The organism is Endozoicomonas arenosclerae, assembly GCF_001562015.1.
In the GTDB taxonomy this organism is placed as follows: domain Bacteria; phylum Pseudomonadota; class Gammaproteobacteria; order Pseudomonadales; family Endozoicomonadaceae; genus Endozoicomonas_A; species Endozoicomonas_A arenosclerae.
In genome coordinates this window covers 1-26,885 of record NZ_LASA01000010.1, presented here as the reverse complement: position 1 = coordinate 26,885, position 26,885 = coordinate 1, and the positions used below count along the sequence as shown (strand labels likewise).

The window sequence follows — 26,885 nt, the reverse complement described above, 5'->3', positions numbered from 1 at the left end:
TTCCCCACTGCTGCCTCCCGTAGGAGTCTGGGCCGTGTCTCAGTCCCAGTGTGGCTGATCATCCTCTCAGATCAGCTACGGATCGTTGCCTTGGTAGGCCATTACCCCACCAACAAGCTAATCCGACGCAGGCTCATCCGATAGCGCAAGGTCCGAAGATCCCCTGCTTTCCCCCTTAGGGCGTATGCGGTATTAATCCGGATTTCTCCGGGCTATCCCCCACTATTGGGCAGATTCCTACGTGTTACGCACCCGTCCGCCGCTCGTCAGCAACTAGCAAGCTAGTTCTGTTACCGCTCGACTTGCATGTGTTAGGCCTGCCGCCAGCGTTCAATCTGAGCCATGATCAAACTCTTCAGTTTAAATCGTTTTGCTTCATGCCCGAGGGCAATCCGCTGCTCAATCTTACAATTAAACGTCACATTTATTTAACTCTCTGTGAGAGAGCTGAATTAACGAGTATGTTCACTTGCTTGATCAGCATTTTAAATCATTCAAAAGCCGAAGCTTTTGTTGACCGATGCCATTCGCACAAGCGCCCACACGAATTGTCTGATATGTTTTTAAAGAACTTCGATTAGAACCGGAAGGTTTTAATCGGCTGATTCAGCGGTTGGCGCTGATCAGCGAGGCGCTCATCTTACCGTGGCGCCGTTCGTTGTCAAGCGATCATTTTTCGTAGTGAAGAATGAAGCTTTTCAACTCGCTGTGACCGCATCCGTTTAACTCAGTAAGCGTTGCGTTTCCGTCTCAGCGGCGGTGCATTCTACGCGCTTCGATCCGATTGTCAATCACCGTTTGTTTCGATGTTTGAAATGGTTCGCTGCGTGGCTCGTTAAGAGCGATGCCCCGATCAGTGGAGGCGTAGTATACAGAGGCGTTAAGTTCTGCCAACCCTCGGTGACTACCTATTATTTCATCAACCTCTTTCAAATACCTGCTCTGCCTTTCTAGCTATGAATTCAATCAGCTGAGTTGTTTTCTCCCGTTAAAAGAATGAACATAACGAAAAAATAATAAAAACAGGCGCCTCTTCTTATGTACCAGTCTCTTATCCAAATAGGTCTTCCCGTCTCTCTGATTCTTATCATGACGGGTGTGGGTTTAAGTTTGACCCTGGACGACTTTAAACGAGTACTTCAACAACCCAGAGGATTTATTGTTGGTGCACTCTGCCAAATGTTGCTGCTGCCTCTGTTTGCCATTCTTATCATTGCCGTTACGGGACTTACCGGAGAGCTGGCCATAGGCTTGTTTATATTGGCATTGTGTCCTGGAGGAACAACATCCAATCTCTACAGTTATCTGGCAAAAGCGGATGTAGGTCTTTCAGTTTCGCTCACAACTATTGTTGGCTTTATTACACCCTTTACCATTCCATTATTAGGCACCTGGGCTATCAGCTACTATGCCAGCGGCGACACCACTTTCGAACTCCCCATTATTACTACCTGGATCAAGCTGATGGCCATCACTGTTGTTCCCGTCTTTGCCGGAATGTGGATCAGAAAGAAATGGACAACCTTTGCCCATTCCGTAGAACCTTATGTTGGAAAATTCTCAGCCACCGTTCTTTTTCTTGTCGTGTTGAGTATCGTCATTGAGCTGGAGGACAAAGTATTTACCTACATTGTCCAGGCTGGTCCAGCAGCACTGACCCTGAATATTCTGACAATGATTCTGGGCTATGCTGCCGGCAAGCTTCTGGTGAAAAATGAACTTCAGGCTCGAACCATATGTCTTGAAGTGGGATTACAAAACGGCACTCTGGCGCTGCTTATAACAACAACGATATTGCAGAGTGCCCCCATGTCTATTTCGCCCAGTGTTTATAGCCTGCTGATGTTTTTTACTGCATCTCTATTTACTGCTGTGGTGCTTAAGAAACAACCAGTCGTTGAGAGTACAACACCGGCTTAATGGGCTATCGCGACCTTCTTCAATAACAACTCGCTCTCTTTCGCTTTGAAGAGAGCGAGCCACTCTTCACCCGGCAATAGAAAACTGGAAAGGAATAACAAACTCGTATTGCTGCTCTGTGAGCTCCGAGGGCAAATCAGGTAACGGGGTCGCCTTTTCAACGGCTTTCATGGCTGCTCTATCAAGATCCCTGACTTTCGACCCTTCCAAAAGAACAGCTTCATGGGAACCGTCATCCTGATTGATCACCAGCTTAACCCGAACCTCTCCTTCGTTTCCGGATAACAAAGCCCGCTTGGGGTACTTTACATATTGATTCACATGACGAATCAGAATCTGGTAATAGAGGACTTCTATTTCCTGAACTTTACGCAGCTGTTCCTGCTCCTGAAGAATACGTTGCCACCGCCTTTCTTTTTCTTGTTCAAGAGCCAGCAATCGGGCCTGTTCCTCTTCTTCTTGCTTTCGCTGTTCTGCCTGAAGACGCTTTTCTTCCTCAAGCCTTTTTTCTTCTTCTGCTTTTTCCTGATCTATTTCTACTGCAGACAGCTCCGCTGACTCTTCTTCAACAACCTCTGTCAATGCTTCCGCTTCAAGAGCTGTTTCATCAACAAACTCCAACGTTTCCGAAACAGCGGTTTCCAGAACGGGTTCTGCATACCAGTCTGCTATAAGTTCCGAACGCCCCGGTTGAGGCTGAAGAATTTCAAATTGAGCCAGGTAATCTATCTGCTTTTCTTCACTGGAATTGCCCAGTACATCTTTCTTAAAAGCTTGCAGGGGTGGCAAAGGACCCACCCAGCCCCTGACCAGTAGATCAATAAATCCCGGGGTGTCATACATACTCGCTTCAACACCATTAATAATGACTCGCGTTTTACCTTCAACCTCTTCTATAACGAGTTCATCACCTTTCAGTAAGCGCCCTTTCAGTACAGTGGTGAAATCAACAATTTCATTACTAAAACGCTCCAGATCTTCAGCACTGTTATTAATGACCAGGGTACTGTTCCAAAGCTTATAAAATCGCCTCGGCTTAAGCTGATCAGCCGACACACGCATCACAATACGATTCTCAACACCATCGCCGAAAAGGTCCTTGTCAGTGGCATTGGAGTAGAGGGCACCGTAATAGTAACTGGCAGTAAGCTCGGTATAGAGCCCCACCCCTAAAAGCTTGAGAGAAGTTTCAGCATGAGAGGTCTGACTGAGGAGTAGCAAAACGGGCAACAGAAATCTGGACAGCATGGAAGTCCCTGATCGAGTTATTATTCTTTTCACTTTATTTCAGATTGTCTGGGAATCACGGGTATTCTCACTACAACCGGATTCCCTACAAAAAGCATGCAAAAAGCAAACCACCCAAAGAGCAGATTGCAGGTAACTCAACCCGAAGAGACTTGCCAGAAATACTACTGATAATATTGCCTTTTGCCAACCAGATAACATTCCGGGACTACAGAATGAAGGGATATCGGTGAATCCATGCGTTTTTCCATCTTCTGCGCCTGCTTTCATTTGTGTTGTTTATACTTGGTCACTTCCCAACCCGGGATTTCTATTTGATACATTTGTCTTATAACAGTTATTCGTCAGTTAACGTATATTACGTCCCTCATCTCGTCGTACCCTTCAGGAGAGATTTATGAAAAAAGTACTCCTCTTTATTTCAGCCATCGTAATGAGCCTGAACCTTCAGGCTGTTGAGCTGGATGGTGTTAAAATTCCGGAAACGCTGGATATGGAGAATCAGACGCTCCAGCTCAATGGTGCCGGCATTCGATCCAAATTCTTTATGGACCTTTACGTAGGCTCGCTCTACACCAAAAACAAAACCAGCGATGCCAGCAGTGTCATCAACAGCAAAACGTCAGTAGCCATCCAACTGGATATCACTTCCAAACTGATCACTTCTGAAAAACTGACAGACGCTGTGAACGAAGGCTTTGATAAAGCCACCAACGGCAACATTGACCCTCTTAAAGATCGACTGACGGCCTTTATTGATGTCTTCAAGGCAGAAATTGTCAAAGGAGACCAGTTTGTCATGTTCGTTACGCCGGGCAAGGGTGTCGATGTTTTCAAGAATGGCAAAAAGCTCACTACCATCAAAGGTGACGATTTCAGCAAAGCCCTTCTGAGTGTCTGGCTGGGAGACAAACCTGCGGATGAAAAGCTGAAAGCCAAGATGCTGGGCAACTGATATCAGGAGCCAGACAGAGAATAGGCAGTCAGACTTCTGGCTGCCTGACCTTTATAAAAACTGTTCTTCAATCAGACTCACTGCAGGACAGAAACTGGCCCCCTCCGAGTCACTGACACACACTTTCTGAAGATAACCCACCAGCGTCACCCCGATCATACCCATAACCATTTTACGTTTATAAAGGGGCAAGCTACTGACATACCCAAGGGTAAACTGCTTCAGTGGATTCAAAACACACTCATAAGAAAGCCCGCAATAAAACCCATCCTGCTCCTGGGCATCAATCACAATATCCACCAGGCTTTCCAACCATTCCTGAAGATCTGTTTGCACTTTGACCGACTTACCGAAATGCTGGGCAGTATCCGCCAGATCCACCAGATAAATACGATCTGTGACGGGGTCATAAATTTCATTACTGCCATTGCGATCCGGTAGGTGCAACCGAACGACACGACTCAACATTTCAGCGCTGTCATTGGCTGGCAGCTTTGGATCAAAATGGGACAGAGCCAGTACCTGACCGTATCGATAGAAAGCTCTTCGAAGTAATCGTTTCTGTTTGATATTCAAAGCATAGGGCGAGGAAAGATAAAGCTGGAAATAAAGTGCCCTTAGCGTCACACCAGGAACCAGAGGATAACTCAGGATGTAATGCTGTTTTCGATTGAGTACAAAAGTAGCGGCCCGATCAGGCAAAACCAACTGGGCATTCACTTTAGTCAGCCAGCGGTATCGGGTCAGACTGTTTTTCAGCAACCATTCATTCTCAAACCGTATCAGGTTGCATTCTGCACAATCTTCCCGAACGATTTTGACGAACCATCGTGCGCCATCAAATAGAACAGAGTAAGCCTGGGCAATCTCTCCCCCATCAGTACTGATTCGCTTAAAATCTTCCCCCCTTCCCTGGAATAACCGGTGCATCGCTTCTTCATAGGTTTGCAGCACAGAGAAATCCGGCACCTTGGGCAATTCCACGAACTGAGCCCAGGCCGAACCGCTGATAAGAAGCGTCAACATCAGAAATAGAGATCGACAAACAGTCATGGCCAGAAACCTCAAGAAACTTGATGACTGGTTTATCGACCTTGCAGTGGTTTATTTGATTCGTCAGGCCAGCCAGAGCAGTAAAATAACACTGGCTAAAAGCAGTGCCATCCCACAATACTCACGCACCGAATGACTCTCTTTAAAGAGGCGGGTAGACAGAATCAGGGCAAAGAAAAACTCCACCTGCCCCAAGGTTTTGACCAGTGCCGGATTTTGCAGACTGAAAGCCGTAAACCAGCCAATCGAGCCCACAAGGCTCAATACCCCAACACCGCTGCTCAACTGCCAGCGCTGAGCCAGCTTTCTGAGCGTTTCCGGTTCTTTAAACAGGATATAACTGCCCAGAATCACCACTTGCATGGAGATACTCACACTCAGGGTATAGGCCGACGTTACAATAGGGTCAGCGCCCAGAGACAGACTGGCCTGGCGGGCCCAAAGCGTGGTTAAGGCAAAGCAAAAACCACTGGCTAGGCCAATACCTGCCGAGGCCGAGAACAGTGCACGAAAGCCTTTCTGTTTCCCTGGGGGGTTCAAAAACATCAAACCCACCACCCCCAACAAGACACTGATCCATCCTGCCCCACTGAGGATCTGGGAGAAAATCAGTACCCCCAGAACAGCAACAAGAACCGCTTCCGACTTGGAATAAATGATGCCAATGGCAAAATTGCGCAGCTGAAAGAGTTTGACGACAAAAGCCGTTGCTGCAATCTGGGCCAAAGCTGTGCCCAGACTGTACCAGAGGAAAGTGGATGATATTGCCGGCAACTCGGCATCCTGCCAATTCAGCTGTGCCATAAAGTACAGCCAAACCAGTGGCAGGGCAAAAGCATAACGGGCAAACGTTGTGCCCCACACACTGACATGCTCAGACAGTTTCTTCTGTCCGGCGGAGCGAAAAGCCTGAGCCACTGCCGCCATTAAAGTCAACCAGATCCAGGTAGACATCTTAACTCCTGATTACATCCCTGCCCTGTCACTCTGGAAACTGGCAGACGCTCATTAATAACTCAGCTGACTAAAGTCCACACGCTCAGCCAGAAGCTCTGCCAATGCTTCCAAACCTTTTCGGTCTTCTTCATCGAATCGTGAAGTGATCGGACTATCAATATCCAACACCGCTTTGACTTCACCCTCTGCACTGAAAGGAATCACAATCTCGCTCTGGCTGGCAGAGTCACAGGCGATATGACCCGGAAAAGCATTCACGTCATCCACCAGCTGGGTCGTTTGCTCCTGAGCTGCTGTACCGCAGACACCACGACCAAAAGGAATACGAACACAGGCCGGGTTACCCATGAAGGGTCCCAGAACCAGCTGGTTGCCTCTGGCAATATAAAAACCCGCCCAGTTCACTTGAGCCATGGTGGTAAAGAGCAAACTGGCAACATTGGAAAGATTGGCCAGGGCATCCGCTTCGCCCTCAGTCAGGGCTTTGGCCTGAGCCACCAGAATTCGGTAGAAACTGGCTTTATCTTCAGGCATTTCAACGGCTTCAAACATACGCGCATTCATCCAAAAAGCCATGTAAGGCTATGAGTAAAAATGGAAACACTCCCTTGATAAGGGAGTGTTAAAGGGTTCTGAACACTATCTCAGTTATTTTCGGACAACAAGCCTGTCAGGCGTTCTACTTCAGCCTTGAGCACTTTGACCTCATGCTCCAGCTCTCTAATTCGGGCTTTGTCATCAGCACTGACTTCCGAGGCCGAAGGCATCTCGACTTCGCCCGAAAAAAGGTGTGCATAGCGGGCCTCCCTTTTACCGGCTTCCCGTCCCAGTTGCACCACCCACTCCTTTTCTGCCATTCCCTGAAGAACCTGATCCGTCTCCTTCACATCGGCAAAAGAGGTCATACGACCTGTACGGCCTCGCAATTCACCCGGAGTTTGTGGGCCTCTCAGCAACAAACAACAAACCAGAGCCCTCTGTTGCTCAGTGAACTGAAGATCAGAAAATTCAGTGTTACAGAAGCGATGACGGTATTTGCTCACTCGTGAGCCCCCTTCTTCACTGACAAAGCGCTGTCTTTTCAGAGAGTCCAGTGCCGCACGGACATCGGCTTCATCCAGAGAAAGCACCGGCTCACGGTTACTTTTCTGGTTGCAGGCATTCACCAGTGCATTCAACGTCAAGGGGTATTGATCCGGGGTTGTACTCTCCTTTTCCAGAAGACAACCAATAACACGGGCTTCGTTCAGGGTCAGATTGATATCCACTGGGCACCTCTGGGCGGGCTGAGGTCAAAATCAGAATTCAGGCGGCTATGATAAGGCATTTCAGCCACCAGACAACCTGCACGGGCGCATGGTTATCCGGTGACGCAGTTTTTATCATTATTAAGAGAAAATGGGGTGCAAGGTATTCATTATTATTCGAAACACGTTTGGGCTGGCGTTGGACTCAGGATTCAGAAGACTCGGAAAGCGAACCGGTCCAGATAGCGACTTTCATTCCGTCCTGATTCAGAACATCGATACCCGCTTCAGTACGCACCAGTCTCAGTGTTTCAACAGTACCGTTCTCAGCAGTCACTTGTGCAATAATTTCATCTTCAGAGACAGACTTAACCTTAATGTTATCCTGAGTCATCAGAATATCTTTTGGATCACTGCCGGTGATTCTGGGCTTGCCACTGATAGGGTTGGTACCGGTCCAGAACTCAATAGAGTTGACGACCAGAACGTCAATAGTCGCTGTTACAGCGGTTACGGGGAGCAGAAGAATAAAGAAACCTTCCTGAACCCAGGCATTATTGGAGACCGACAGATTCATCTTGGTCACTGTCCCGGTGGTAGCCATTTGGCCAATGCATCCAGACAGGGAAATAGCCATCGCCGCCACCGCAGCTGCTTGAAACACTCTCTTTTTCATCACTTCGAAACTTGGTCAGATGATTTAAGGAGGTCGCATTATACCGATACTGTTTCAGAATACACGACGGTAACTACGTGAATATGAAACCATCGTGCACAGCAGAAATTGAGCCAGGGACAACCTTACTCCCGGCCAAACTTTCCTCACAGCCTGGATAAGCTGCCTATACTGCCTGCTTACCCATAACCAACACGAATAAAAAATCATGTTCAAGAAAGCAGTCATTTCTCTGTTTTTCACTGTCTTCTTTCTATTAAGCCCTTACAGTTTTGCCGACGGCGATCAAAACCAGAATTTTTATCTGGAATACCTGGATCACTGGTATTTCTCAAAAATATTCGATAACGCCTATCGAAAAGATATTCTGGATCTTATTGACTACATAGCACCTTCTGTAAATGGAGCCATGGCAAGCTGTAAGGGGGAAACCCGTCTCCATTTGTCAGACTGTCTGGTCCATCAGTTGATCAAGTCAGACTGCCCCGAAGAGGAACTTTCAGACAACACATTCAGTCAAAACCTGCTCCCGGTGAATGGAACGGCCAGTCAGTTGGTTTGCAATCAGGATGAGCGCTGGAAAAAGTGTCGGACACAAATTGTGGTCACCAATACTTTGAGCAGCTTAAGCCAGCGATACTCTGAAGCTCTGCCAGAATCCGCTGACAACGACAGCATTCAAATGATTCCACCCACCTTTAAAGGTCAGAACTACATAAACGCTGTGGACTTTGTCACTCTGGGCATCAACCACCTGCCTGATGACCCTGAAGATCTGGAGACTGCGGATGAAGTGCTTCGCTGGTTTGCCAGGGGATTGTCCAGAGCCCTTGAAATCCTGTCACAGCCTGTTGCTTTCCTGGAACTGCAGGAGGGTCTTAATCAATACCCTTATACTACAAAAGCCTCGGGAGCCTACTGGGTACTGGAAAAAATGACTACACCCATCAGCCCTTCCGGAATGCAACAATCCTTGCGGCAATTTTGGCATACCGGAACACTGCTCGCGTTGCCTGTCAGCGCCTCGGAATTTGATCACTGGCTTCACCAACCCAAAACATCTTCCAAAGCCTCCAATATAACCAGAGAAATTCGTGACTCTCATTACGACTATCTGGACACGCACTTAGGCTATCGACAGGTGATGCGATCATGGGTTGAATACTTTTCAGCAGGAGTGCTCGGTTTTCAAATCATCGCCCTTTCCAGTTTTTTCATCATGGAGAACCTGAAACCGGCTCAACAATAATAATGAAACCGTTGCATCTGATAGGGTATGACTTTGGCTTCGCTATGCTCAGAGAGGTCATCCTGAAAACGTTCGGCTTCTCTCAGGGCGAACTCGGAACTATGGCCATTTTCAGACAGGGGCGATACATAGACTTTATCGCTCCTGCCCAGATTCAGCGCCTCAATCCACCGGCAGGTTTCAGCCCGATGCTCTTCTGCATTCTCAACTTCGCCCACACCGGCCAGCACAGTCAGGCCCACTGAAATACCTGCAGACTGGTAGTCTTTTACCGCCCGGTACACTTTCGACAAATCGGCCGCTTTTCCCAGCTTCCCCCTGAGTTCTCCCCACCCCGTCTCAAGACCAACCACCAGCTGCACCAGACCCTTTTCAGATAACGTCTGCCACTGTGTTTGACTGCGCTGGACGGAGTAATCAGGATCGGAAAAAGCAGCAATACCCCGCTTCAGCAACCCTAGCTTTTGTTCAATGCTATCCAGACAAGCCACCAAACGACGCTGGGATAAAGCCATGGCATTGGCAGAACCAATAAACACTCCATCCCGGTCTCCAGGCAATGCACCTGCCAGTCGCTCAATACCACTGAGATGCATCTGCCATTGCTGCTCAGTTAATACCCTGAACGGTTTGTCTTTATAAAATGCACAAAAAGTACAGGCCCGGTTAGGACAGCCAATCAGAGGTTGGACGACAAGATCACGGTATCGATCCGGGGGCAAAATAGGCACATCTTCAGGGTAAACCGACCGATAAAGTTCTGACTGCTGACGATAAAATGCAGTGTCATGCTCAAGGCACTGTTGAAAAGTTTTTCGTTGCTGGTCGTCCAACCTTTCATCCCTGATGATGATATGAACCACCTCATGAATATTCCTGAGCAGTTCCTCGTAGGCTTTTGTGGACAAAAAGGTCTCCTGATGGGCCAAAACAACCGATCCATTCAGACACCTTCGATAGAAACCGCTCTCATTCCTAAAACTGATCCATCGACCCTGACCATCCAGCCTAAGACTTACTGCCAGTTGAGGTAGATCAATTTTGAAGCCAGACGGCAAATGGCGGATTTGACAGAAATTCGTTGCATTTTGCTTCCTGATTGACGCAATGAAACCCGTTTCATTGCTATATAAGGGTTGCATAGATTCGATGCCTGCGATTAAATCATGCCTACTCTCCTTTTGGGCTTACCGCTTTTACTCGTTGAGCAGTGTTTTGAAAGGAGAGATTCAGTACCGTTATTGTACTGTTAAACCGCCATTAGCAAGAAACAGCTCCTGAAAAAATACACCCCCATCCAGTGGGCAGTGTCAAATAAGAATGGGCAAGGATGGCAAGCTGTCATGACAAACAGCCTTGAACGTACAAGCAGCCTTGAGCTACGTAAAGACAGCCTCGGGCTAAAAAAATACTGTTTGCTCTTTTCTATTGAACAAACCAGCCACAAGCTAAAGCAGGTTCTGCTTTCAGCCTTCGGGTTCACTTTGCTTTTTCTTCAGAGCACTGCCCACGCCAATACCAGCCAGTGTGACAATGTTATCCTTTCAGGTCACCCAAACCTGCCACCTGTCGTTTGGGGTGACTACCAGAAAACACTGGGAGCAGCTCCGGAACTGGTCTCTGAAATTCTCACCAGAGAAGGTATCAATGTTGTTTCTGACTACCAGGGGGGAATCAACCGGGTTTTGCGAAAACTGGAAAGCGGTGATATTGCCCTGAACCCAGCCATGGTGCGCACACGGGAGTTGGAAAAAACCGTTCAGTTTATCGAACCGCCTATATTCACCCAGAAATACGCGGTGCTGGTCAAAAAAGGCAAACACAAGGATTTGAACAGCTGGGATGATCTCAGAAAACTGCTCGGCGTCACGCCCAAAGGTTTGAGTCTGGGCGCTGAGTTTGATGAGTTCTCCCGAAAGAATCTCCGACTGATCCGTACCTTTCACGCACGTCAGGGCTTGTTAATGCTGAATGTCGGGCGTGTCGACTATGCTATTTATCCCGACATTCAGGGCGACCTGTTCATGTCATTACTGGACTTTGAAGGCCGCTTTGAAAAAGCCTCAGTGGATATTGCCTCATTTAAACTCTATGTTGGTGTCTCCAGAAAGCTGGATTGCAAATTACCCCTGGACACACTTTCTGAACAGCTTAACTACATGCTCAACAGTGGTCGGGCCGACCATACGGTAAACGACAACCTCTACAAATGGATGGACTTCAGTCTGAGCAAGCGCCCCCGCTGATACTTACATGTTGGCCGTACGATCGGGTGCGGGAACAATCACAGGCAAAAGCATTTTGTACCTTTGCGGTATTAATGAAGCAATCTCATCGTATTCATGCTGGCTCATATTGATCATCAACAATCTGACCCTATCGTCCTGCATAACGGGAACATAACCCGGAATATTCAATTCCAGCACTCTTAACCGATTATTAGCCACAAAACTTTTAAGTTCTTTGGAAAACGTCTTGCCTGTCTGTAAGACCACTATCTTCTCTCCTGACGTAATCAGGCTTTTAAGCATGACAATATTGGTTTGAGAACTGAGATAAACAACGTTATTTTTATGCGTCTTGACGACCTCTCTGGCAGAAGCAACTTCTACCTGTACGCCTTTCCACGGCTGGTCGGGCTCCCTGATATCAGTTGTTCTGGCAACTGTATACCCTTCATTCTGGAGCGCCGAAGACAGCTGCCCTCTACCTGCTGCGATCTCAATCATGGGTCGACTTAACGGCATCAGACACTGATGCAACTCCCTGGCAAACTGACGGGTGAAAATCTGAAAAACCCCGATTCTCACATGCAGGAAGAAGCTACTTAGCCGCAAGAAAGTGACCGTATGCTTTACCTCTCTGTCGCTGGTGCCAAACAACAAACGACCATCCTCACCATCCATGATCACAACTCCCAACATACCGGCTACAAGAGGTATAGGGTTCAATCTGTCAGGCACTACACCATGAAAAAGATCATTAAGGTTATGAAGATAATCCTTAACGATAGAAGCCTGCTCACTGTCAATCAGTCCACGCTCTTCAAGTGTCTGCACATAATCCACCATGGCCACCAGATAGGTTTCAGAAGATATACCAGGATCCAGAGTCAGAGGTTCACCATTAATGATGGCCTGAGTGAGGTTATAAGCCACATCGACCGTTCCCGATTGAATCACAGCATGGTAGACAGGTCTGAAGGCCTCCATTCCTGGTGGAGGTTGAATCAGTCTTCCCAAAGTATCACTCTGAACAAACTGTATATTGCTCAAATCCATCTCAGAGATCAGTGCCCCAGGAATCGTCATCCTTCTGCCACTGCTCTTTGCCACCGCCTGCTTCACTGCTGATTCAAGCCTCTGCGCCTGATCTTTTGTGAACACTTTGATAGGACTTTTCATAATCAAAGAAAAGCCATTACTCATCCCGATACTGTGATTGTACAACTGAACGGGAGGGTGTCTGTCTTTGAGATCATCCAGACCATTTGCCTCTACAAAAGCCTTAAGCTCAGGAGAAATGTAATCACTCACTGTCTCAATCAGTTTCTTCTCCACATAGAGTTGCCTGAAGCCACAGGCATGACTTTCAAGACAAACTGCCAGCATGTCCCTGCCCGATAGTGTGTCTCCTGAAGCGGGAAAAAGGTCAGGCCATTTGTCTTGAAGGTGGCGACGAAAATCTGCCAGATTACGACTCTCAAGGAATGACATGGCTGCCACTCTCGACATCAAGGCGGCCATTTCTTCTGCATTATCAGGTTCTACTAAAACAACATGAGGGACCGTTTCCACAGCAGGCTGATATTTAGCGGGCACTCTCCTCAACAGTTCTGGTGGCTTGTTACCGGGTACACTTTTAACACCCTGATAAACGACACGAAGAAAGTCGAGCTTTTCCCCCAACTCAACCAGGCTTCTGGCAATATCCATCACCTGATGACTGCAATCTGACCGATCTCGCATCTGCGAAAGCCTGTTGAATTGTTTCCAGTCCATTATTCCAGCACCATACAGCCCCAGCAATATCGAGTCCTGACTCATCAAGTCACTCAGACGACTTCTGACAATAATGGCGGCAACATTCAAATCAGCTCCCTCGGTCAAAGAGGATTGCCCGGTATCTTTGTCAGAAGGCTGCTGTCCTCCTGCTGCCCCCTCTTCCTGAACACCATCATCAGGACTCGCCCCCGGATTACCCCTTGGATTTTTTTTCCTCCCTCCCTGACCTTTACTCCCACCCTGGCCTGCAGAACCGCCTTTACCTTTCTTCTTTTTTCCATAAAACAGAACACCGGGCGGTAAGGCTCCCGGTACCCGAAACTCTACACTTTGTGGAGTCATCAGCTCATCCAGAAGACTTCTCACAACCCTGTCATCCTCCTCGAAAGCGACACCGTCATCCTGCCTGGCCAGTATTCGATCCAAGACCTTCTCCATCTCGGTCCATTCCTCTCTCAAGCAATCACGATCCCTGAGAAAAGCCATAATACCTGCACGGGAAATGCCATAACTGCTGATCAGCCGAGTCCATTCAGAACCGGTTAACGTTGTAGAAAAAGATTCCTCATCATTGGAGATCAGGACTTCAAGCCATAATGGAGGTTCGACTTCTTCGTCCGATTCGTCCTCTTGATGCAACAAAGTCGATAAAAAAATCGGGGTCACCTCTATATCCAACGCCGGATTGACAAGCCCCTTTCCCCTACGTTTGGGTTTTTGAGGTAAATCCCATGGAACGCCTGCATACCCTCCTTCAACGGTGGCTGATCCTGCCCCACCCCTGCCTTCTGTAATGGAGGGGTCGGACAGAACACCGGTTTTATTGTGTAGTTGGGAAGAAAGACGATAGGCCAGCTCTGAATAATGAAGAGCCACTTCAATGACCGGTTTAAATTCGATGGCAACACTCCAGAGCGAACCAGAACGGGCAACGGCAATCTGACTGCAGTTGTTTAACAACACTCCTTGATTTGCCAGCTGAATGTGAGCTCCATGCCCGGAAGGCGTTAATCGGTTCAAAAAGTACTGACCCGTGTACTCCTGACTCAGCGAAACATTCCGGGAACCGGCGTCATCCTCAAACAACGGTGCAGTGGAGCAAAGCGTCAGTGGTGGCCCCAAGACTTTATCACCCCACCAGCTCACTTCCAGAGTCTCTGTCTGATTCCCATACTTCTGGATCGGAAAGTCCATTGAGATCAACATGCCATCGTAGTGAATCACTCTGGAATCAGACGCCAGGATGTCATCGACTTCTCTGGCACACACCCACGACATCAAAGTCAGTGCCAGTGTCGAGACAAGAATGCGAATGTACATTTTTCTTATGCCGGTCAATGGAAGCTGATAAAAATAGTCTATTTATGAACCCGAACCATTCCTTTTCTATTTTTGAACGACAATAAACGTTTACCCAAATTAATGCGCGTACCCCACTGCAACCAGCTAAACTACATGCTCAACAGTGGTCAGGCCGAGCATTCGGTGCAAGACAGCCTTCTTGAAGTGGATAAACATCAGCCTGATAAACGCCCCAATTAAACCTCATCCACATTGACACTGATCTTTCTGCCTGACTATCCACTTTCAATCCGACGGTTGAAACCCCCATGAGTCAGACCACTTCCCAGCCTTCAGATCCAGAGCACAACAGCTGGATGGATCGTTTCCTGAACACGGTCGAACGTGTCGGTAATAAACTCCCCGATCCTTCATTAATGTTCCTTTACGGAACCCTTATTGTCTGGATCTGCTCGGCGGTACTGGCCCAATTTAATGTTGAGATGATTCACCCCACCACGGGTCAGGCTATAGAGGTCAACAACCTGCTGACCGGTGACGCCATGGCCGATTTTCTGTCGTCTATGGTGACAAATTTCACGGGCTTTGCGCCTTTGGGGATTGTTCTGGTTGCCATGCTGGGTGTGGGTGTTTCTGAAAAATCAGGCTTCATTAACACGGGCCTGAAAAAACTGCTGAACTTAACACACGACAAACTTCTCACACCCATGCTGGTCGTTGTGGCCATACTCAGCCACCTGGCGGCAGATGCAGGCTATGTTCTGGTTATCCCTCTGGGCGGTATTATTTTCCATGCAGCAGGAAGACACCCGTTGGCCGGCATAGTGACGGCCTTTGCCGGTGTTTCCGGAGGCTTTGCCGCCAGCTTTGTCCCTACCGGCACTGATCCTTTGCTGCAGGGCTTTACCCAATCTGCTGCCCAGATTTTTGATCCGGACTATCTGGTCAACCCTCTGTGCAACCTGTTCTTCACAGCAGCATCCGGCATTCTTGTGGTTCTGGTGGTCTGGTTTATTACCGATAAAGTGGTGGAACCCCGTTTGGACTGGCACGTTCCTATTGATCACGATGCCGAAGAAGCCACCGATATGGGCAGCTACACCGATCTGGAAAGCAGAGCATTCAAAATGGCTGGCCTTGCCATGCTGGCAGGACTGGCATTACTGGCACTGTACGTATTCCCGGAAGATTCCCCCATGCGCTCACCCGATGGCGAACTGACCGCTCTGGCAGCGCCTCTGATGAAGTCTATCGTGCCCCTGATTTTCCTGATCTTTGTGCTGCCCGGTATTGTTTACGGCCTGGTGGCCGGCACTTTTGAAAGAGCCAAAGACATTATTGATGCCATGGGCGAAACCATGTCAGCCATGGGTTCCTACATGGTTATGGCCTTTTTCTGCGCCCAGTTCCTGGCGTCCTTTGGCAACTCCAACCTGGGCACTTTACTGGCACTGAGCGGTGCAGAAGTGCTTCAAGCATTAGACCTGTCAGGGCAAGTCACCATCATTTTCATGATTCTTTTAACCGCCGTCGTTAACCTTCTGATCGGCTCAGCTTCTGCCAAGTGGGCATTGATCGGCCCTATCCTGATTCCTATGCTGATGGCTGTGGGCATAGCTCCAGAGCTGACTCAGGCGGCCTACCGTGTGGGTGACTCAGTATCCAACATCATCTCTCCCTTAATGGTTTTCTTCCCATTGATCGTGGTGTATTGCCAACGCTATGTAAAAGATACCGGGATTGGCAGCCTCGCCTCACTGATGATGCCCTACTCCCTCAGCCTGCTGGTGCTCTGGTCCATCTTCCTGCTTATCTACTGGGCTATAGGACTGCCACTGGGTATTCAGGGGCATTATGTTTATCCGCCACAATAATTCATCCGGGCCAGAGGATGGCCCAACCCCAGGGAACTCCAGGCCCCTCTGCCACTCTAACTATTCAGTGTCATAACCGTGCGGTTTCCCTGAGTCCGTCTATGCTGGACTAGTGTTAAAGGGAGTATCACTTAAAAACACAATACCGAGAGGCAGTAATGTTCAATCTTCACCGAATTCTTGCAGAAATGTCGACCACTGGCTGGATCATCCTGGCCATTTGCCTGCTGGTCTGGGTTGCAGCCACTTACCTGATGGGTGAGCTCTCCGACAAGCGCTGGGGCGACAGGGAATCCGGTGCTCTGGTCGGTTTTTTTGTACCTGGCATCGTCTTTGTCATCGGCCTTTATATGATTTAACCCGCCTTCCTGGCTGATTCCGTAGTATCAAGGATCAGGCAACATGCTGAAAACCTACGCTCTCTGGGAGCTTCCCCTGGTCAAATCGCTGGTTGTAGTGATTCTGGCCATCACGGTTTATTACCTGTTCAGGGTCAAACTGTTCTCGAAACTCGCCCGGATCTGTGAGTCCACCCAGAGCGAGCTGGATGACCGGGTGCTCTACTTTGCCCGTAATCTGCTCTCGATCTTTATCATCTTTTTCACAGTAATGACCATCCTCAACATTTACCATGTTGAAATCTCTCCGCTGCTGGCGGGTGCGGGCATCTTTGGTGTTTCATTGGCCCTGGCAGCACGGGAAACCCTCACCGATGTGCTGGCGGGTGTTTTCCTGATAGCGGATCGGCCGGTAAAGATCGGTGACCGGATCAAGATCCAGTCCATAGGCGGTCACTGGGGCAGCTGGGGCGATGTGGTGGATATTGGCCTGCGTCGTACCTGTATCCGCAACACCGATGGCATCAGCATCAACTACCCCAATAATCAGCTATCCAACTCCATCATTACCAACTTCTCGGACAACAAATCCCCTATTCGCGTCCGTATTCGCTTCCAGGTGGATTTTGATGCGGATATTGATTTTATCCGGTCACAGGTTCTGGACATTCTGGAAAAAAACCCCAGAGTACTGGCCGGCACCGGTTCACTGGTGGTTCGATCCATTGGTGACGATCACGACCAGAGCTGTATTTCAGCCATCTCGCTGGAAGCCCGCTACAGGATCACCCAGGTGCGCAAACGCACCGAAATCCGCTCCGAAATTCTGGAAGCACTGTTAAAAGTCATGAGGGATCATAAGATTCCACAGCCAAAACTGGCACTGGAGCATTCTGAGCGACAGATAAAACCATCCTCTTAGCCTCTCCTCCAATGGCTACAGACTCAAATTGACAACGATATTGCCACTGTGTTCATTGCTCATTCAGTGCTGAGGGAATAGTTTGTATAACAACAAACAACAGCGTCTCAAGATTCAGAAACTGCATAGCAACCTCCTACAAAAATCAGACCGGTTTCTATCGGATGGATTCTGCTTATAAAAAATCCGGAAGGCATAGAACGATGGAAGAACTGCAGAAGATACTCAACCGTCTGGATATCATCCAATGGAGTATTGTGCTCAGCTATTTCATTTCCTGGTTAGGTTTGACGGCATTGGCTAGTAGCATTTCCGAGAGAAAATTCATCCGTCGGGAAACCGTAGCCATTATCAGTTTTTTTATTCCTTTCCTGTTGCTTCTGATAGAACTCTATTTGATGACATAAAATTAAAAACTCAGTTTTTATAAAGTCGCGGTATAGCGTCTTACAATTCGAAAAATGAAAAACATTCAAATTAAACAAGACACATTACAACAAAACTATTTATGCCACCTGAATATCTCTATACTGTTCTTATCTGACTGTCCGATAAGAAAATGCTTTAAAAGTAAAGCCATATAAAGCCGCTATCTATTTTCATTATTTTACCCTATCCCTTGAAAATCCAGAGTATTGCCGCATCACTGGCTTATTTACTGTTTCCATTAAAAATCAAAGCTCATTCTCTGGTCTTGAATCAATCTATCAGGTCTATACTGTCGTTTTGTTAACAAGCAATTTTATCCATGATTTGCCCTATTTTGATTTCATATCTCCCTGCAACGTGTGAGCCCAGCCATGTTATCTTTCAGAAACGGCATATTGGTTACAATGCTCTGCTTTGGCAGATGCCTGCTTCCTGATATTGCAATTGCCCAGCAAGAACTCGCAGACAAATTTCCTTTTTTCAAACTCGAAGCCAGTTCTCCTCTTTCCCAAAAAACACCTGTTGACTGCAGGGGTGTAATCATAGCCAGTGACAACGGGAGCATAACGGGTGTCATTCCAAAGCTCTGCAGTAAAAGTAAAGAAACATTAACTTCTAGTCTTTCTTATCTACAAACCAAACTATCAAGCAGTAGCCCAACAACTCCCGTGACCCGAATCTCTTCGGATCAACATTTGATTTTTATACACACGTCTCTGGACAGTATTAACGAGCAAGAAATAGCCTTAATTACATCCAGCAAAAATGCCCATTCCAATCCCGGTGCGTACATCCTTTTTGGCAATCAACTGTTACAAGGTCAACTCATTTGTCTGAGTGGAGAATGCTACGTTTCTTCATCGGAAGAGGATCTGCCGTCGGGGTTGCTTGTTTTTACAAAGACTGCCGGAAACCGACTCCAGTTAAGAGGCACGACCCAGGCAAATGGAACAGTCTCTCCCATCTCAATCCCGAATAACCCCATATCGACGAGCGCCCCACTGCTTTCAATGGAAAGTCTGGATGAAAGTGGCCTGCAGAAAGTATTCACCCTCTCCCGTTTTACCGGCAATGGACTGTCGCCGGGAGCCCAGATCATGGGGAGTTTGGACAGTAACAGCTGGAGCATCAACGGAATTAACGGGCAACGATACAGTTTTGGTTCAACCTATGAATCAGGTCACCTTAGCCCCATTGCACCCGGGGTATCCCAGGGAGGTGTTTACGCACTGGAGCACCAGGGATTCACTTACCTGTGGCTGCAGCCAGATGACCAGAATTTCACACCGGGCACCGTCACACTCAGAATTCGAAACAATACCGGCAGACAGCTCGACGCCCTGAGAATTGAGAGTGAATTGCTCTTTTACAGAGAGAACAGCCCTCTTTCTATCAGAATGAGTTATGCAACTGTTGCCCAATACATACAGAGCGAACCAGTTTTCCAACGTCTTGAAGAGGTGTCATCCGACACCCTGCCCACCGGCCAGCTCAGCAATATAAAGCTAGCCAGCTATGCCGATAGACCCATCGCTGTGAATGGTGACTTGCTTATCCGCTGGTATATCTCGCCTGTCCCCCCCATGCAAGCCTCGGCTGAACTGGACGAGTTTGGAATAGGCCCTGTTACAGTGTCACTACCGACAGTACCCATCCTGGGCAGAGAGCTTCGCGCTGCGAACGCTATGCCCCAGAACAACGGTGAGCTGGGCAGCGGCACAACTCCGACTCCTATGGAACCCGACGACATAGAAACAACCACTGAAACTTTGATGGAAACCAGCACTACGGTCATAGCTGCTGTTGAGCCCACTTCTACTGAGCTGTTTGAGCCCACAGTTTCCAATGCACCTGAGTTCTCAACCACTGTCGCTGAAAGTGCTGACCCTTCAACCTCTATGGCTCTATCAACACCAGTAGCGAGTATGCCTGAGCCTACCAGTAGTTTCGTGGAAGCCGTAACACCTTCAACTTCTGAAGCATTCTCATCGACTGAAACCATGATAGATGCCAGTGCTTCGATTGAAGATGATGTTGAACCTTCTTCCACCGAGGTGTTCGAGCCCACATCTTCCAATATTCCCGAGTTCTCAACCACTGTCGCTGAAAGTGCTGCCTCTTCAACCTCTGTAGCTCTTTCAACCAGTACAGCATTGATGCCGGATTCCAGTAGTGTTGCTCCAACCTCCACCAGTGTGGCAATGATGCCTGAGTCCAGCAGCTCGGCTCCGGCCTCAACCAGCACTGCGCTGATGCCTGAATCCAGCAGCCCTGCTCCGACCTCAACCAGCATTGCACTAATGCCTGAATTCAGTAGTTCTGCTCCAGCCTCAACCAACATCGCACTGATGCCTGAATCCAGCAGCCCTGCTCCGACCTCAACCAGCATTGCACTTATGCCTGAATCCAGCAGCTCTGCTCCGGCCTCAACCAGCATTGCGCTGATGCCTGAATCCAGTAGCCCTGCTCCAACCCCCACGGCCGTCACTCCTTCCACAACTACAACAATGGCTGAGACCCGTTCCATGACTGGTGCGATCACAGAAACACCTTCCGAAACCTCCAGCGCCGAACCTCCCACTGGCACAACAACATCCAGCAGTGGAGTCTCCACAACTTCTGGCTACAGCTATTTTTATACACTGATGGCCGGCATTGGAACTATTGCACTCAATGCATTATTCAATGGATTCTAAGACCGGCTCAAGGAATGATAAAAATCCCCATACAGGGAAAGAAAGAGCCTGATAGCAAAGCGCCATCCGAAAGGATGGCGCTGGTTGACCGCCCGCAATGGGGCTTTGAATGAAACCTGTAAGCCTTATCAGGTGGTTGTCTCTACCTCCCGGCGTGGCTCATAAGTCGGCTCAGAGAACTTGCCTATTTCCATATCCGGCCTTCTCTGCCCGGTCCAGACCCAGCGCAGGAACGACTTGATGTCTTCAATGACCAGATACAGAGCCGGTGTCAGGATCAGGGTAATAGCCGTAGCAAACAGAATACCAAAGCCCAATGACACCGCCATGGGGATAACAAACTGGGCCTGCAGACTCTGCTCCAGAGTTATCGGCACCAGCCCCAGGAAGGTGGTCAGCGAGGTCAATATAATCGCCCGGAAGCGTTCTTTACCGGCATGAATCGCAGCATGATAGAGACTCATGCCCTGATCCCGGCCTTTATTGATAAAGTCGACAAGAATAAGACTGTCGTTTACCAGAACACCCGCCAGGGCTATCAGACCAAAGATCGACATCATACTGAGCTGCAGATCCAGAATCAGGTGGCCAATCACTGCACCCACCAGACCAAAAGGAATAATGCCCATAATAATCATTGGCTGCAGATAAGACTTCAGCGGAATGGCGATCAGCGCATACACCAGTAACATCGCCATGGTGGTTAACACCAACAACTGCTGCAGAGAATCCATCTCTTCCTTGGTGGCACCGCCCAGCACAATGTCCACTTCCGGATAGCGGGCTTTCAGCTCCGGAGCAAAGTTTTCTATGACATCATCCACCACCGTCTGGGTATCCAGCGTTTCCTTATCCAGGTCGGCACTGACTGCCAGTGAGCGTTTACCATCCGTGCGTCGTATGAAACTGGCGCCCTCTCCTTGTTCCACAGAAGCCACCTGATAGAAAGGCACTTCGTTGCCGTCGGCGGTACGAATCCGTACTTTCTCCAGATCGGTCAGGTCATTACGCTCATCCGGTGGGTAGCGCAGAATAACTTTTACCTCTTCCCGGCCCCGCTGAATCTTCTGGACCTCTTCACCATAGAAGCCCTGTCGAACCTGGTTACCCAGGTCCGCCAGACTCAGACCCAGAGCCTGGGCAGAAGGCAGGATATCAATCACCACTTCATCCGCAGAGGCGTCGGCAGAGTTTTCCACATCAAACAGTCCTTCATAACTGTTCAAATGTTTTTCCAGAGCTGCCGCTGCCTGATCCAGTTGCTCACTGTCTGAACCGGTCAGTCGGAAGTAAACCGGTTTGGAGCCCCCGGCATTCTGACCGGAAGAGAAGGTTAACTGTTTGACCCCGAGAATCTCTCCCGTTTCCTCCCGCCAGAGGTCTGCCGTTTCTTTGGGTCCAATGGTCCGGGTTTCATTCTTGGTCAGCTCAACAAAAACAATCCCGGTAGTATCACCCTGACTCCACAGCATCATACCGTCGAACAAGCCGGACTCATCCGGATGACTGTCACGGTAGGTTTTGTCGACCTTGAACATGCTCTGTTCGATGCGGGTCAGAGCACTGTCTCGCTCGGCGATGGAACTGCCGGCATTCATTTCCAGCTCAACCCGGATAAACTCGCTGGGCACTTCCGGGAAAAACGAGAAACGTATCAGCGGACTCTGGATCACGCCGACCAACACCACCATTAACCCCATAAACACACTGATGGTGACATAGCGGTTTCGAACGGCAGAACTGATCAGAGGCAGATAGCGCCGCTCAACAAAACGTTCCAGCCACTGAGCGAAACGATCTTGAACACGGGTGAAAAAGCCCTTTTTAGCAGTCCCCTGCTCCAGTTTTTTCATATGAGCCAGGTGAGCAGGCAGAATCATTTTGGACTCCACCAGGGAGAACACCAGACAGAAAATCACCACCAGAGAAATGGCCGTGAAGAAAGGTTCACCCGAGCCTTCAATCATCAGCAGCGGTATAAACACAGCCATGGTCGTTAATACCCCGAAGGTCGCGGGCACCACCACCCGCTTCACACCGGCCACCACATTCTCGGGGGTATGGCCATGCCGCGATATCTGAGTATAAACACTCTCGCCAATAATAATGGCGTCGTCCACCACGATCCCCAACACCAATATAAAGGCAAAAAGACTCAACATATTGATGGAGACCGGCATAAAGCCATTGGGCATCAGCCAGATAGCCCCGAGGAAACACACCGGAATACCGACAATAACCCAGACCGCCACCCGAATACGCAGGAACAGACTGAGCAACAGGAATACCAGAATGGCGCCGTAGAACATGTTCTCCATCATCATGTCCATACGACCTTGCAGATAATGGGAAATGTCGCCCCAGATCTTTACTTCCATACCCTGGGGGAGACTGGCTTTGCGCTCATCCAGGTAGGCTCGCACCGCCTTGGAGGTGCGGATGTCGTTCTGCTCGGTTTCTGAAACAATTTCAATGGCGACTGCGGTTTTGCCATTGAACCGAACCAGCCCTTGAGTCTCTTCAAAGCCATCGTGAATGGTGGCAATGTCGGACAACAGTAAACGACTGCCGTCAGGATTAGTGCGGATTTCAAAGTCGTAGAAGTCAAAACCCTTGTAAGCCTGACCCCGGGTTTTTACAGCAATATCACCGTCGTCGGTTTTGATGGAGCCACCGGCCACATCAATGGACGAAGCTCTCAGGGCACGGGCCACTTCATCAAAAGTGAGTCCGTACTGACGCAGCTTGTTCTCGGACACCAGAATCGAGATTTCCAGGTCGCTCTCGCCCAACAAGTTGGTGCTGAGTACATCGGGCAGCGTCAGCAACTCATCTTGCAGAGTCTGGGCCATGCGCTGCAAGGAGATACGATCCATATCACCGTACAGGGAGATGTAGAGCACCTGCTCATTCTGCTCCAGCTTGGTGACCGTGGGTTCTTCGGCCTCGGTGGGCAGATTGGTGACCCCTTCCACCGCCGTTTTTACATCGTCATAAAGCTGATCAATCTCGTAACCGGACTCCAGCTCAACCCGAAGACGGCCATAACCTTCCCAGGTAATGGACACTACTTTTTTAATACCGGATATATCCCGCAGGGACTCTTCGAGTTTGACCAGCACCCCTTGTTCCACATCTTCAGGGCCTGCGCCCGGATAGATCACCTCAACCTGTACCGTGTTTACGGCAAAGTCGGGAAACATTCTCTTTTTGATGGTGAAAGCGGTCATCAAACCCGCCACCACAATCATGATCATCAACAGGTTGGCCGCCACGGAATTATTGGCAAACCAGGCTATAAACCCTTTCTGGTTTTCTGTGGTCTGATCCATGACTTACCCCTCACTGTCAGTCGGGGCAGCAAGGCCCGCTACCGACGGCTCAGGTTCGATAAGACGGACCCGCATACCTTCAATGGGGTTGGCCAGAGGCGTTGTAGCTACCCTGTCGCCTTCCAGAACCCCCTGACGGAAGTAAACACTGACTTCGTCGGCATAAACCGGAATAATTCGGCGATAATGCAGGCTGCTCTTCTCATCAATGATCAATACCCTGCCATCGCCATAAACAGCACTGCGAGGGAGATTGAACAAACCGTCCAGCTCGCTGCCCAGAATCCGGGCATTCACAAAGCTGCCAGCCTTCAGCGGAAAGCCTTCTTTTGCTGTGGCCAAACCATAAGGATCATCAACCCGTGCTACCACATAGTGCATACGACTTTGCTCGTCGACCACACCTTCAACCCGATCCAGACTGGCCTGCCAGGTTTGAATCTTGCTGCCCATGGACTGGGACAATTCAACCGCTATGTCTTTCTCAATCGTCTTACCGGCTGAGGGCAGATCAATAAAGTTGAGATCAGAAGGTTTCAGAGACAAACGCACTTCAGCATCGGCAATGGCGAAAATAGAACCCGCCTGAATACCCGTGGTGACGTACTGACCCAGGTTGACACTGCGCTCGCGAACCATGCCATCGTATGGTGCACGAATACGGGTGCGCTCCAGATCGCGACGCGCTTTTTCCAGCTGGGCGCTGGCAGCCATAACGTTAGCCTTGGCTTCTTCAACAAAAGGTTTACGCAGCAGCAAGTCCGGAGCATCGGCAAGCGAACGGCCGGAACGCGTCCAGTTTTTACGCTCGGCCTGAGCCTTGGCGCTTTCTTCTTTCAGACGAGCCTGACTGGCAGTTAGATTGGCCTCGGCCTGACGCACCGCCACGCGATAATCACTGTCGTCTATACTGGCCAGCACATCGCCCTTGCGGAAGACACCGCCACTGACAAACTGGGGAGAGACTTCGGTGACTACACCGGCGACTTCAGCAACAAGAGAGGTTTCAATGGAAGGACGGACCACACCCTGGCTCTCTACCGTGAAACTCAGGGATTCGGGGATCATAACCCGATATTCCACCAGAGGATCCACCGCCAGTTCCTCCTCTTTTTTAGGAGGCTTGGACCATTTCGACAGACCGTACGCAATACCACCGCATACAGCCAGAACCGCCAGCGAGACTACCGTCTGACGGAGAGCGTTGTTTTTTGCCATGTTACCTGTCCGTGGGACATTTATAATTATGTTAATCCTGTCGCACAGTACTGGATGAAGGTGCCTGAGTCCAGAACTGTGAAACAGTATCTGTACTCCTGCCATGGCTTCCTGTAAAGCAACTTTCACTTAATTTACATATTACTTATTTATCCTCGGCCAACCGGCATTACTTTTGCTTGAAAATTTGTGTATTCTCCACTGCTTCACAAATTAAGTAACTTACCTTAAACACTGCTGAAACGGACGACAGCCAAAGTGAGGGCGGTAGCGTGCCCGAATAAAACCTCAAAAACCTCCCTATATAAAAAGCAGTACAAACAATGAGCAAAAAGGTTGAACTGATCGCCGCGGGTGCACCGGAAAGAGTCATTATCCAGAACCTGTTCCATTATTACGTGTATGAAATGTCCGACTTTCTGGAAAGATCCCCCAACCCCGAAGGTATATTCAGCTACAACCCGGAGTCACTGACACCCTATTGGGAGAAAGAAGATCACCACCCCTACCTGATCCATTGCGATGGTGAAGTAGCCGGATTCGTCCTGATCAGAAAATACCCCGCCGATCAAAGCCGCTATGATGTTGACCAGTTTTTTGTACTGAAAAAGTTCAAGGGGCTGGGAGTTGGGCGTCAGGCTTTCAAAGCAGCGATTGAGCTTTATCCAGGTAAATGGCAGGTTCGGGTGCTTCAGGAGAATACCGGCGGGTTGGCTTTTTGGGGTTCGGTTGTGGCTGATGTTTCTGGTGGAGATTTTGTTCGGTCGGTTGCTTTGGATGGAGATTTGGCTATGTGGTTTTTTCACTGCATCATCAGCCCACTAGAGAGCTGAACAGAGAAAAGGAGTCCACCTATGCAGGTTTATAAGGAAACTCTAACTCTATGTTTTTACACGATAATAGTGCATTAAATGTGCACTGCCCCTGTTAAGCGGAAACTATACAAATCATGTAATGCGACATGTACAATATTGATACCGATAGTATAAAATTTGCTTACAGCCTATGTAAGACAATGAGCATGGTGAAGGGTCGTGTTACCTGCTGATAGAGTGTCATGCTGAACTGATTCGCGAAGTAGGCTGTTCTGTGCCACGATACATCGTACAAATCAGAGTCATGAGGATTAATTAGAAGTACATGTCTGAAGAAAAATTAACTGAATACAGAAAGAAACTTGACGAAGATGAAGGCCTGCAAAGTAAAAGGAAGTTACTAGCAGGGCAATTGCATCAATCTGAACACTCGAAGATAAATTTCTTGTAAACTCTCTATCCAGTTTATTCGAGTCTCCTAGAGTAGTTCATCCGCATGGAAGCCAAGCAGTACCAGCCACTAGCTGATTTTTTAGCCAAAGTTCCTGATCCTCGCTGCCCCGGCATGTGTGATCACAACCTGCTCGATATACTTATCATTGCTGTATGCGCAGTCATATGTGGAGCGGACGAGTGGCAAGACATGGAGG

The 26,885-nt window shown here is 48.8% G+C and carries 21 protein-coding genes and 1 rRNA gene; 11 read left to right on the top strand and 11 right to left on the bottom strand.

Features of this window, described 5'->3' with window-relative positions; all coding sequences use genetic code 11:
• Nucleotides 1–362 (bottom strand): 16S ribosomal RNA (locus WG89_RS01115); the annotation flags it as partial.
• Between the two features lie 676 nt (nt 363–1,038).
• Between WG89_RS01115 and WG89_RS01110 the strand changes: the two genes are divergently transcribed.
• On the top strand, nt 1,039–1,920 hold the full coding sequence (locus WG89_RS01110; RefSeq protein WP_062260320.1) for a bile acid:sodium symporter family protein: 882 nt from the start codon (nt 1,039–1,041) through the stop codon (nt 1,918–1,920).
• A 66-nt stretch (nt 1,921–1,986) separates the two neighbouring features.
• Here WG89_RS01110 and WG89_RS01105 read toward each other — a convergent pair whose 3' ends face one another.
• Nucleotides 1,987–3,168: a TonB family protein gene (locus WG89_RS01105; protein WP_062260318.1), complete on the bottom strand. Its 1,182-nt coding sequence runs from the start codon at nt 3,166–3,168 to the stop codon at nt 1,987–1,989.
• A gap of 397 nt (nt 3,169–3,565) precedes the next feature.
• Between WG89_RS01105 and WG89_RS01100 the strand changes: the two genes are divergently transcribed.
• Complete coding sequence (locus tag WG89_RS01100; RefSeq protein ID WP_062260316.1) at nt 3,566–4,123, top strand: chalcone isomerase family protein; 558 nt, start codon at nt 3,566–3,568, stop codon at nt 4,121–4,123.
• 51 nt (nt 4,124–4,174) lie between these two features.
• Here WG89_RS01100 and WG89_RS01095 read toward each other — a convergent pair whose 3' ends face one another.
• The 5 genes from WG89_RS01095 to WG89_RS01075 form a co-directional block, all read right to left on the bottom strand.
• Nucleotides 4,175–5,176 (bottom strand): hypothetical protein, encoded by a 1,002-nt coding sequence (locus tag WG89_RS01095; protein WP_153301351.1) that lies wholly within the window; start codon nt 5,174–5,176, stop codon nt 4,175–4,177.
• A 63-nt stretch (nt 5,177–5,239) separates the two neighbouring features.
• The gene (locus WG89_RS01090; RefSeq protein WP_062260312.1) at nt 5,240–6,130 is read right to left on the bottom strand and encodes a DMT family transporter; all 891 of its coding nucleotides are present in this window, start codon (nt 6,128–6,130) and stop codon (nt 5,240–5,242) included.
• Nucleotides 6,131–6,184: 54 nt separating this feature from the next.
• Nucleotides 6,185–6,697, bottom strand: a complete 513-nt coding sequence (locus tag WG89_RS01085; RefSeq protein WP_245662853.1) for a GAF domain-containing protein — start codon at nt 6,695–6,697, stop codon at nt 6,185–6,187.
• A gap of 80 nt (nt 6,698–6,777) precedes the next feature.
• Nucleotides 6,778–7,401 carry a YceH family protein gene (locus WG89_RS01080; protein WP_062260310.1) on the bottom strand — a complete coding sequence of 208 codons (624 nt, stop codon included), beginning with the start codon at nt 7,399–7,401 and terminating at the stop codon, nt 6,778–6,780.
• A 184-nt stretch (nt 7,402–7,585) separates the two neighbouring features.
• The gene (locus WG89_RS01075; protein ID WP_216638409.1) at nt 7,586–8,044 is read right to left on the bottom strand and encodes a DUF3332 family protein; all 459 of its coding nucleotides are present in this window, start codon (nt 8,042–8,044) and stop codon (nt 7,586–7,588) included.
• Nucleotides 8,045–8,264: 220 nt separating this feature from the next.
• On the opposite strand from WG89_RS01075, the gene WG89_RS01070 reads away from it, so the two are divergent.
• Nucleotides 8,265–9,305: a hypothetical protein gene (locus WG89_RS01070; RefSeq protein WP_062260306.1), complete on the top strand. Its 1,041-nt coding sequence runs from the start codon at nt 8,265–8,267 to the stop codon at nt 9,303–9,305.
• Here WG89_RS01070 and WG89_RS01065 read toward each other — a convergent pair.
• Entirely contained in the window at nt 9,296–10,213 is a 918-nt protein-coding gene (locus WG89_RS01065; RefSeq protein WP_153301350.1) for a radical SAM protein, read from the bottom strand. The genes WG89_RS01070 and WG89_RS01065 overlap by 10 nt on opposite strands.
• A 435-nt stretch (nt 10,214–10,648) precedes the next feature.
• On the opposite strand from WG89_RS01065, the gene WG89_RS01060 reads away from it, so the two are divergent.
• Nucleotides 10,649–11,551, top strand: coding sequence for a substrate-binding periplasmic protein (locus tag WG89_RS01060; protein WP_062260303.1), 903 nt, complete (start codon nt 10,649–10,651; stop codon nt 11,549–11,551).
• A 3-nt stretch (nt 11,552–11,554) separates the two neighbouring features.
• Here WG89_RS01060 and WG89_RS01055 read toward each other — a convergent pair whose 3' ends face one another.
• On the bottom strand, nt 11,555–14,629 hold the full coding sequence (locus tag WG89_RS01055) for a hypothetical protein (RefSeq protein WP_062260301.1): 3,075 nt from the start codon (nt 14,627–14,629) through the stop codon (nt 11,555–11,557).
• 290 nt (nt 14,630–14,919) lie between these two features.
• Between WG89_RS01055 and WG89_RS01050 the strand changes: the two genes are divergently transcribed.
• The 5 genes from WG89_RS01050 (at nt 14,920) to WG89_RS01030 (ending at nt 20,870) form a co-directional block, all read left to right on the top strand.
• Complete coding sequence (locus WG89_RS01050) at nt 14,920–16,485, top strand: AbgT family transporter (protein ID WP_062260299.1); 1,566 nt, start codon at nt 14,920–14,922, stop codon at nt 16,483–16,485.
• Nucleotides 16,486–16,643: 158 nt separating this feature from the next.
• Nucleotides 16,644–16,844, top strand: a complete 201-nt coding sequence (locus WG89_RS01045; RefSeq protein ID WP_062260297.1) for a hypothetical protein — start codon at nt 16,644–16,646, stop codon at nt 16,842–16,844.
• A gap of 43 nt (nt 16,845–16,887) precedes the next feature.
• Nucleotides 16,888–17,745: a mechanosensitive ion channel family protein gene (locus tag WG89_RS01040; protein WP_062260295.1), complete on the top strand. Its 858-nt coding sequence runs from the start codon at nt 16,888–16,890 to the stop codon at nt 17,743–17,745.
• A gap of 203 nt (nt 17,746–17,948) precedes the next feature.
• Nucleotides 17,949–18,152 (top strand): hypothetical protein, encoded by a 204-nt coding sequence (locus WG89_RS01035; RefSeq protein ID WP_062260293.1) that lies wholly within the window; start codon nt 17,949–17,951, stop codon nt 18,150–18,152.
• A gap of 690 nt (nt 18,153–18,842) precedes the next feature.
• A complete protein-coding gene (locus tag WG89_RS01030; RefSeq protein ID WP_172806668.1) occupies nt 18,843–20,870 on the top strand; it encodes a hypothetical protein in 2,028 nt (675 codons plus the stop codon).
• Between the two features lie 128 nt (nt 20,871–20,998).
• Here WG89_RS01030 and WG89_RS01025 read toward each other — a convergent pair whose 3' ends face one another.
• Both WG89_RS01025 and WG89_RS01020 read right to left on the bottom strand, forming a co-directional pair.
• A complete protein-coding gene (locus tag WG89_RS01025; protein ID WP_062260290.1) occupies nt 20,999–24,202 on the bottom strand; it encodes an efflux RND transporter permease subunit in 3,204 nt (1,067 codons plus the stop codon).
• A gap of 3 nt (nt 24,203–24,205) precedes the next feature.
• Nucleotides 24,206–25,420: an efflux RND transporter periplasmic adaptor subunit gene (locus WG89_RS01020; protein WP_062260288.1), complete on the bottom strand. Its 1,215-nt coding sequence runs from the start codon at nt 25,418–25,420 to the stop codon at nt 24,206–24,208.
• A gap of 323 nt (nt 25,421–25,743) precedes the next feature.
• Here WG89_RS01020 and WG89_RS01015 point away from each other — a divergent pair, with 323 nt between their 5' ends.
• Complete coding sequence (locus WG89_RS01015) at nt 25,744–26,253, top strand: GNAT family N-acetyltransferase (RefSeq protein WP_062260286.1); 510 nt, start codon at nt 25,744–25,746, stop codon at nt 26,251–26,253.
• Nucleotides 26,254–26,731: 478 nt separating this feature from the next.
• The coding region (locus WG89_RS32815; RefSeq protein WP_172806667.1) for a transposase family protein at nt 26,732–26,885 on the top strand (154 nt) is incomplete at its 3' end.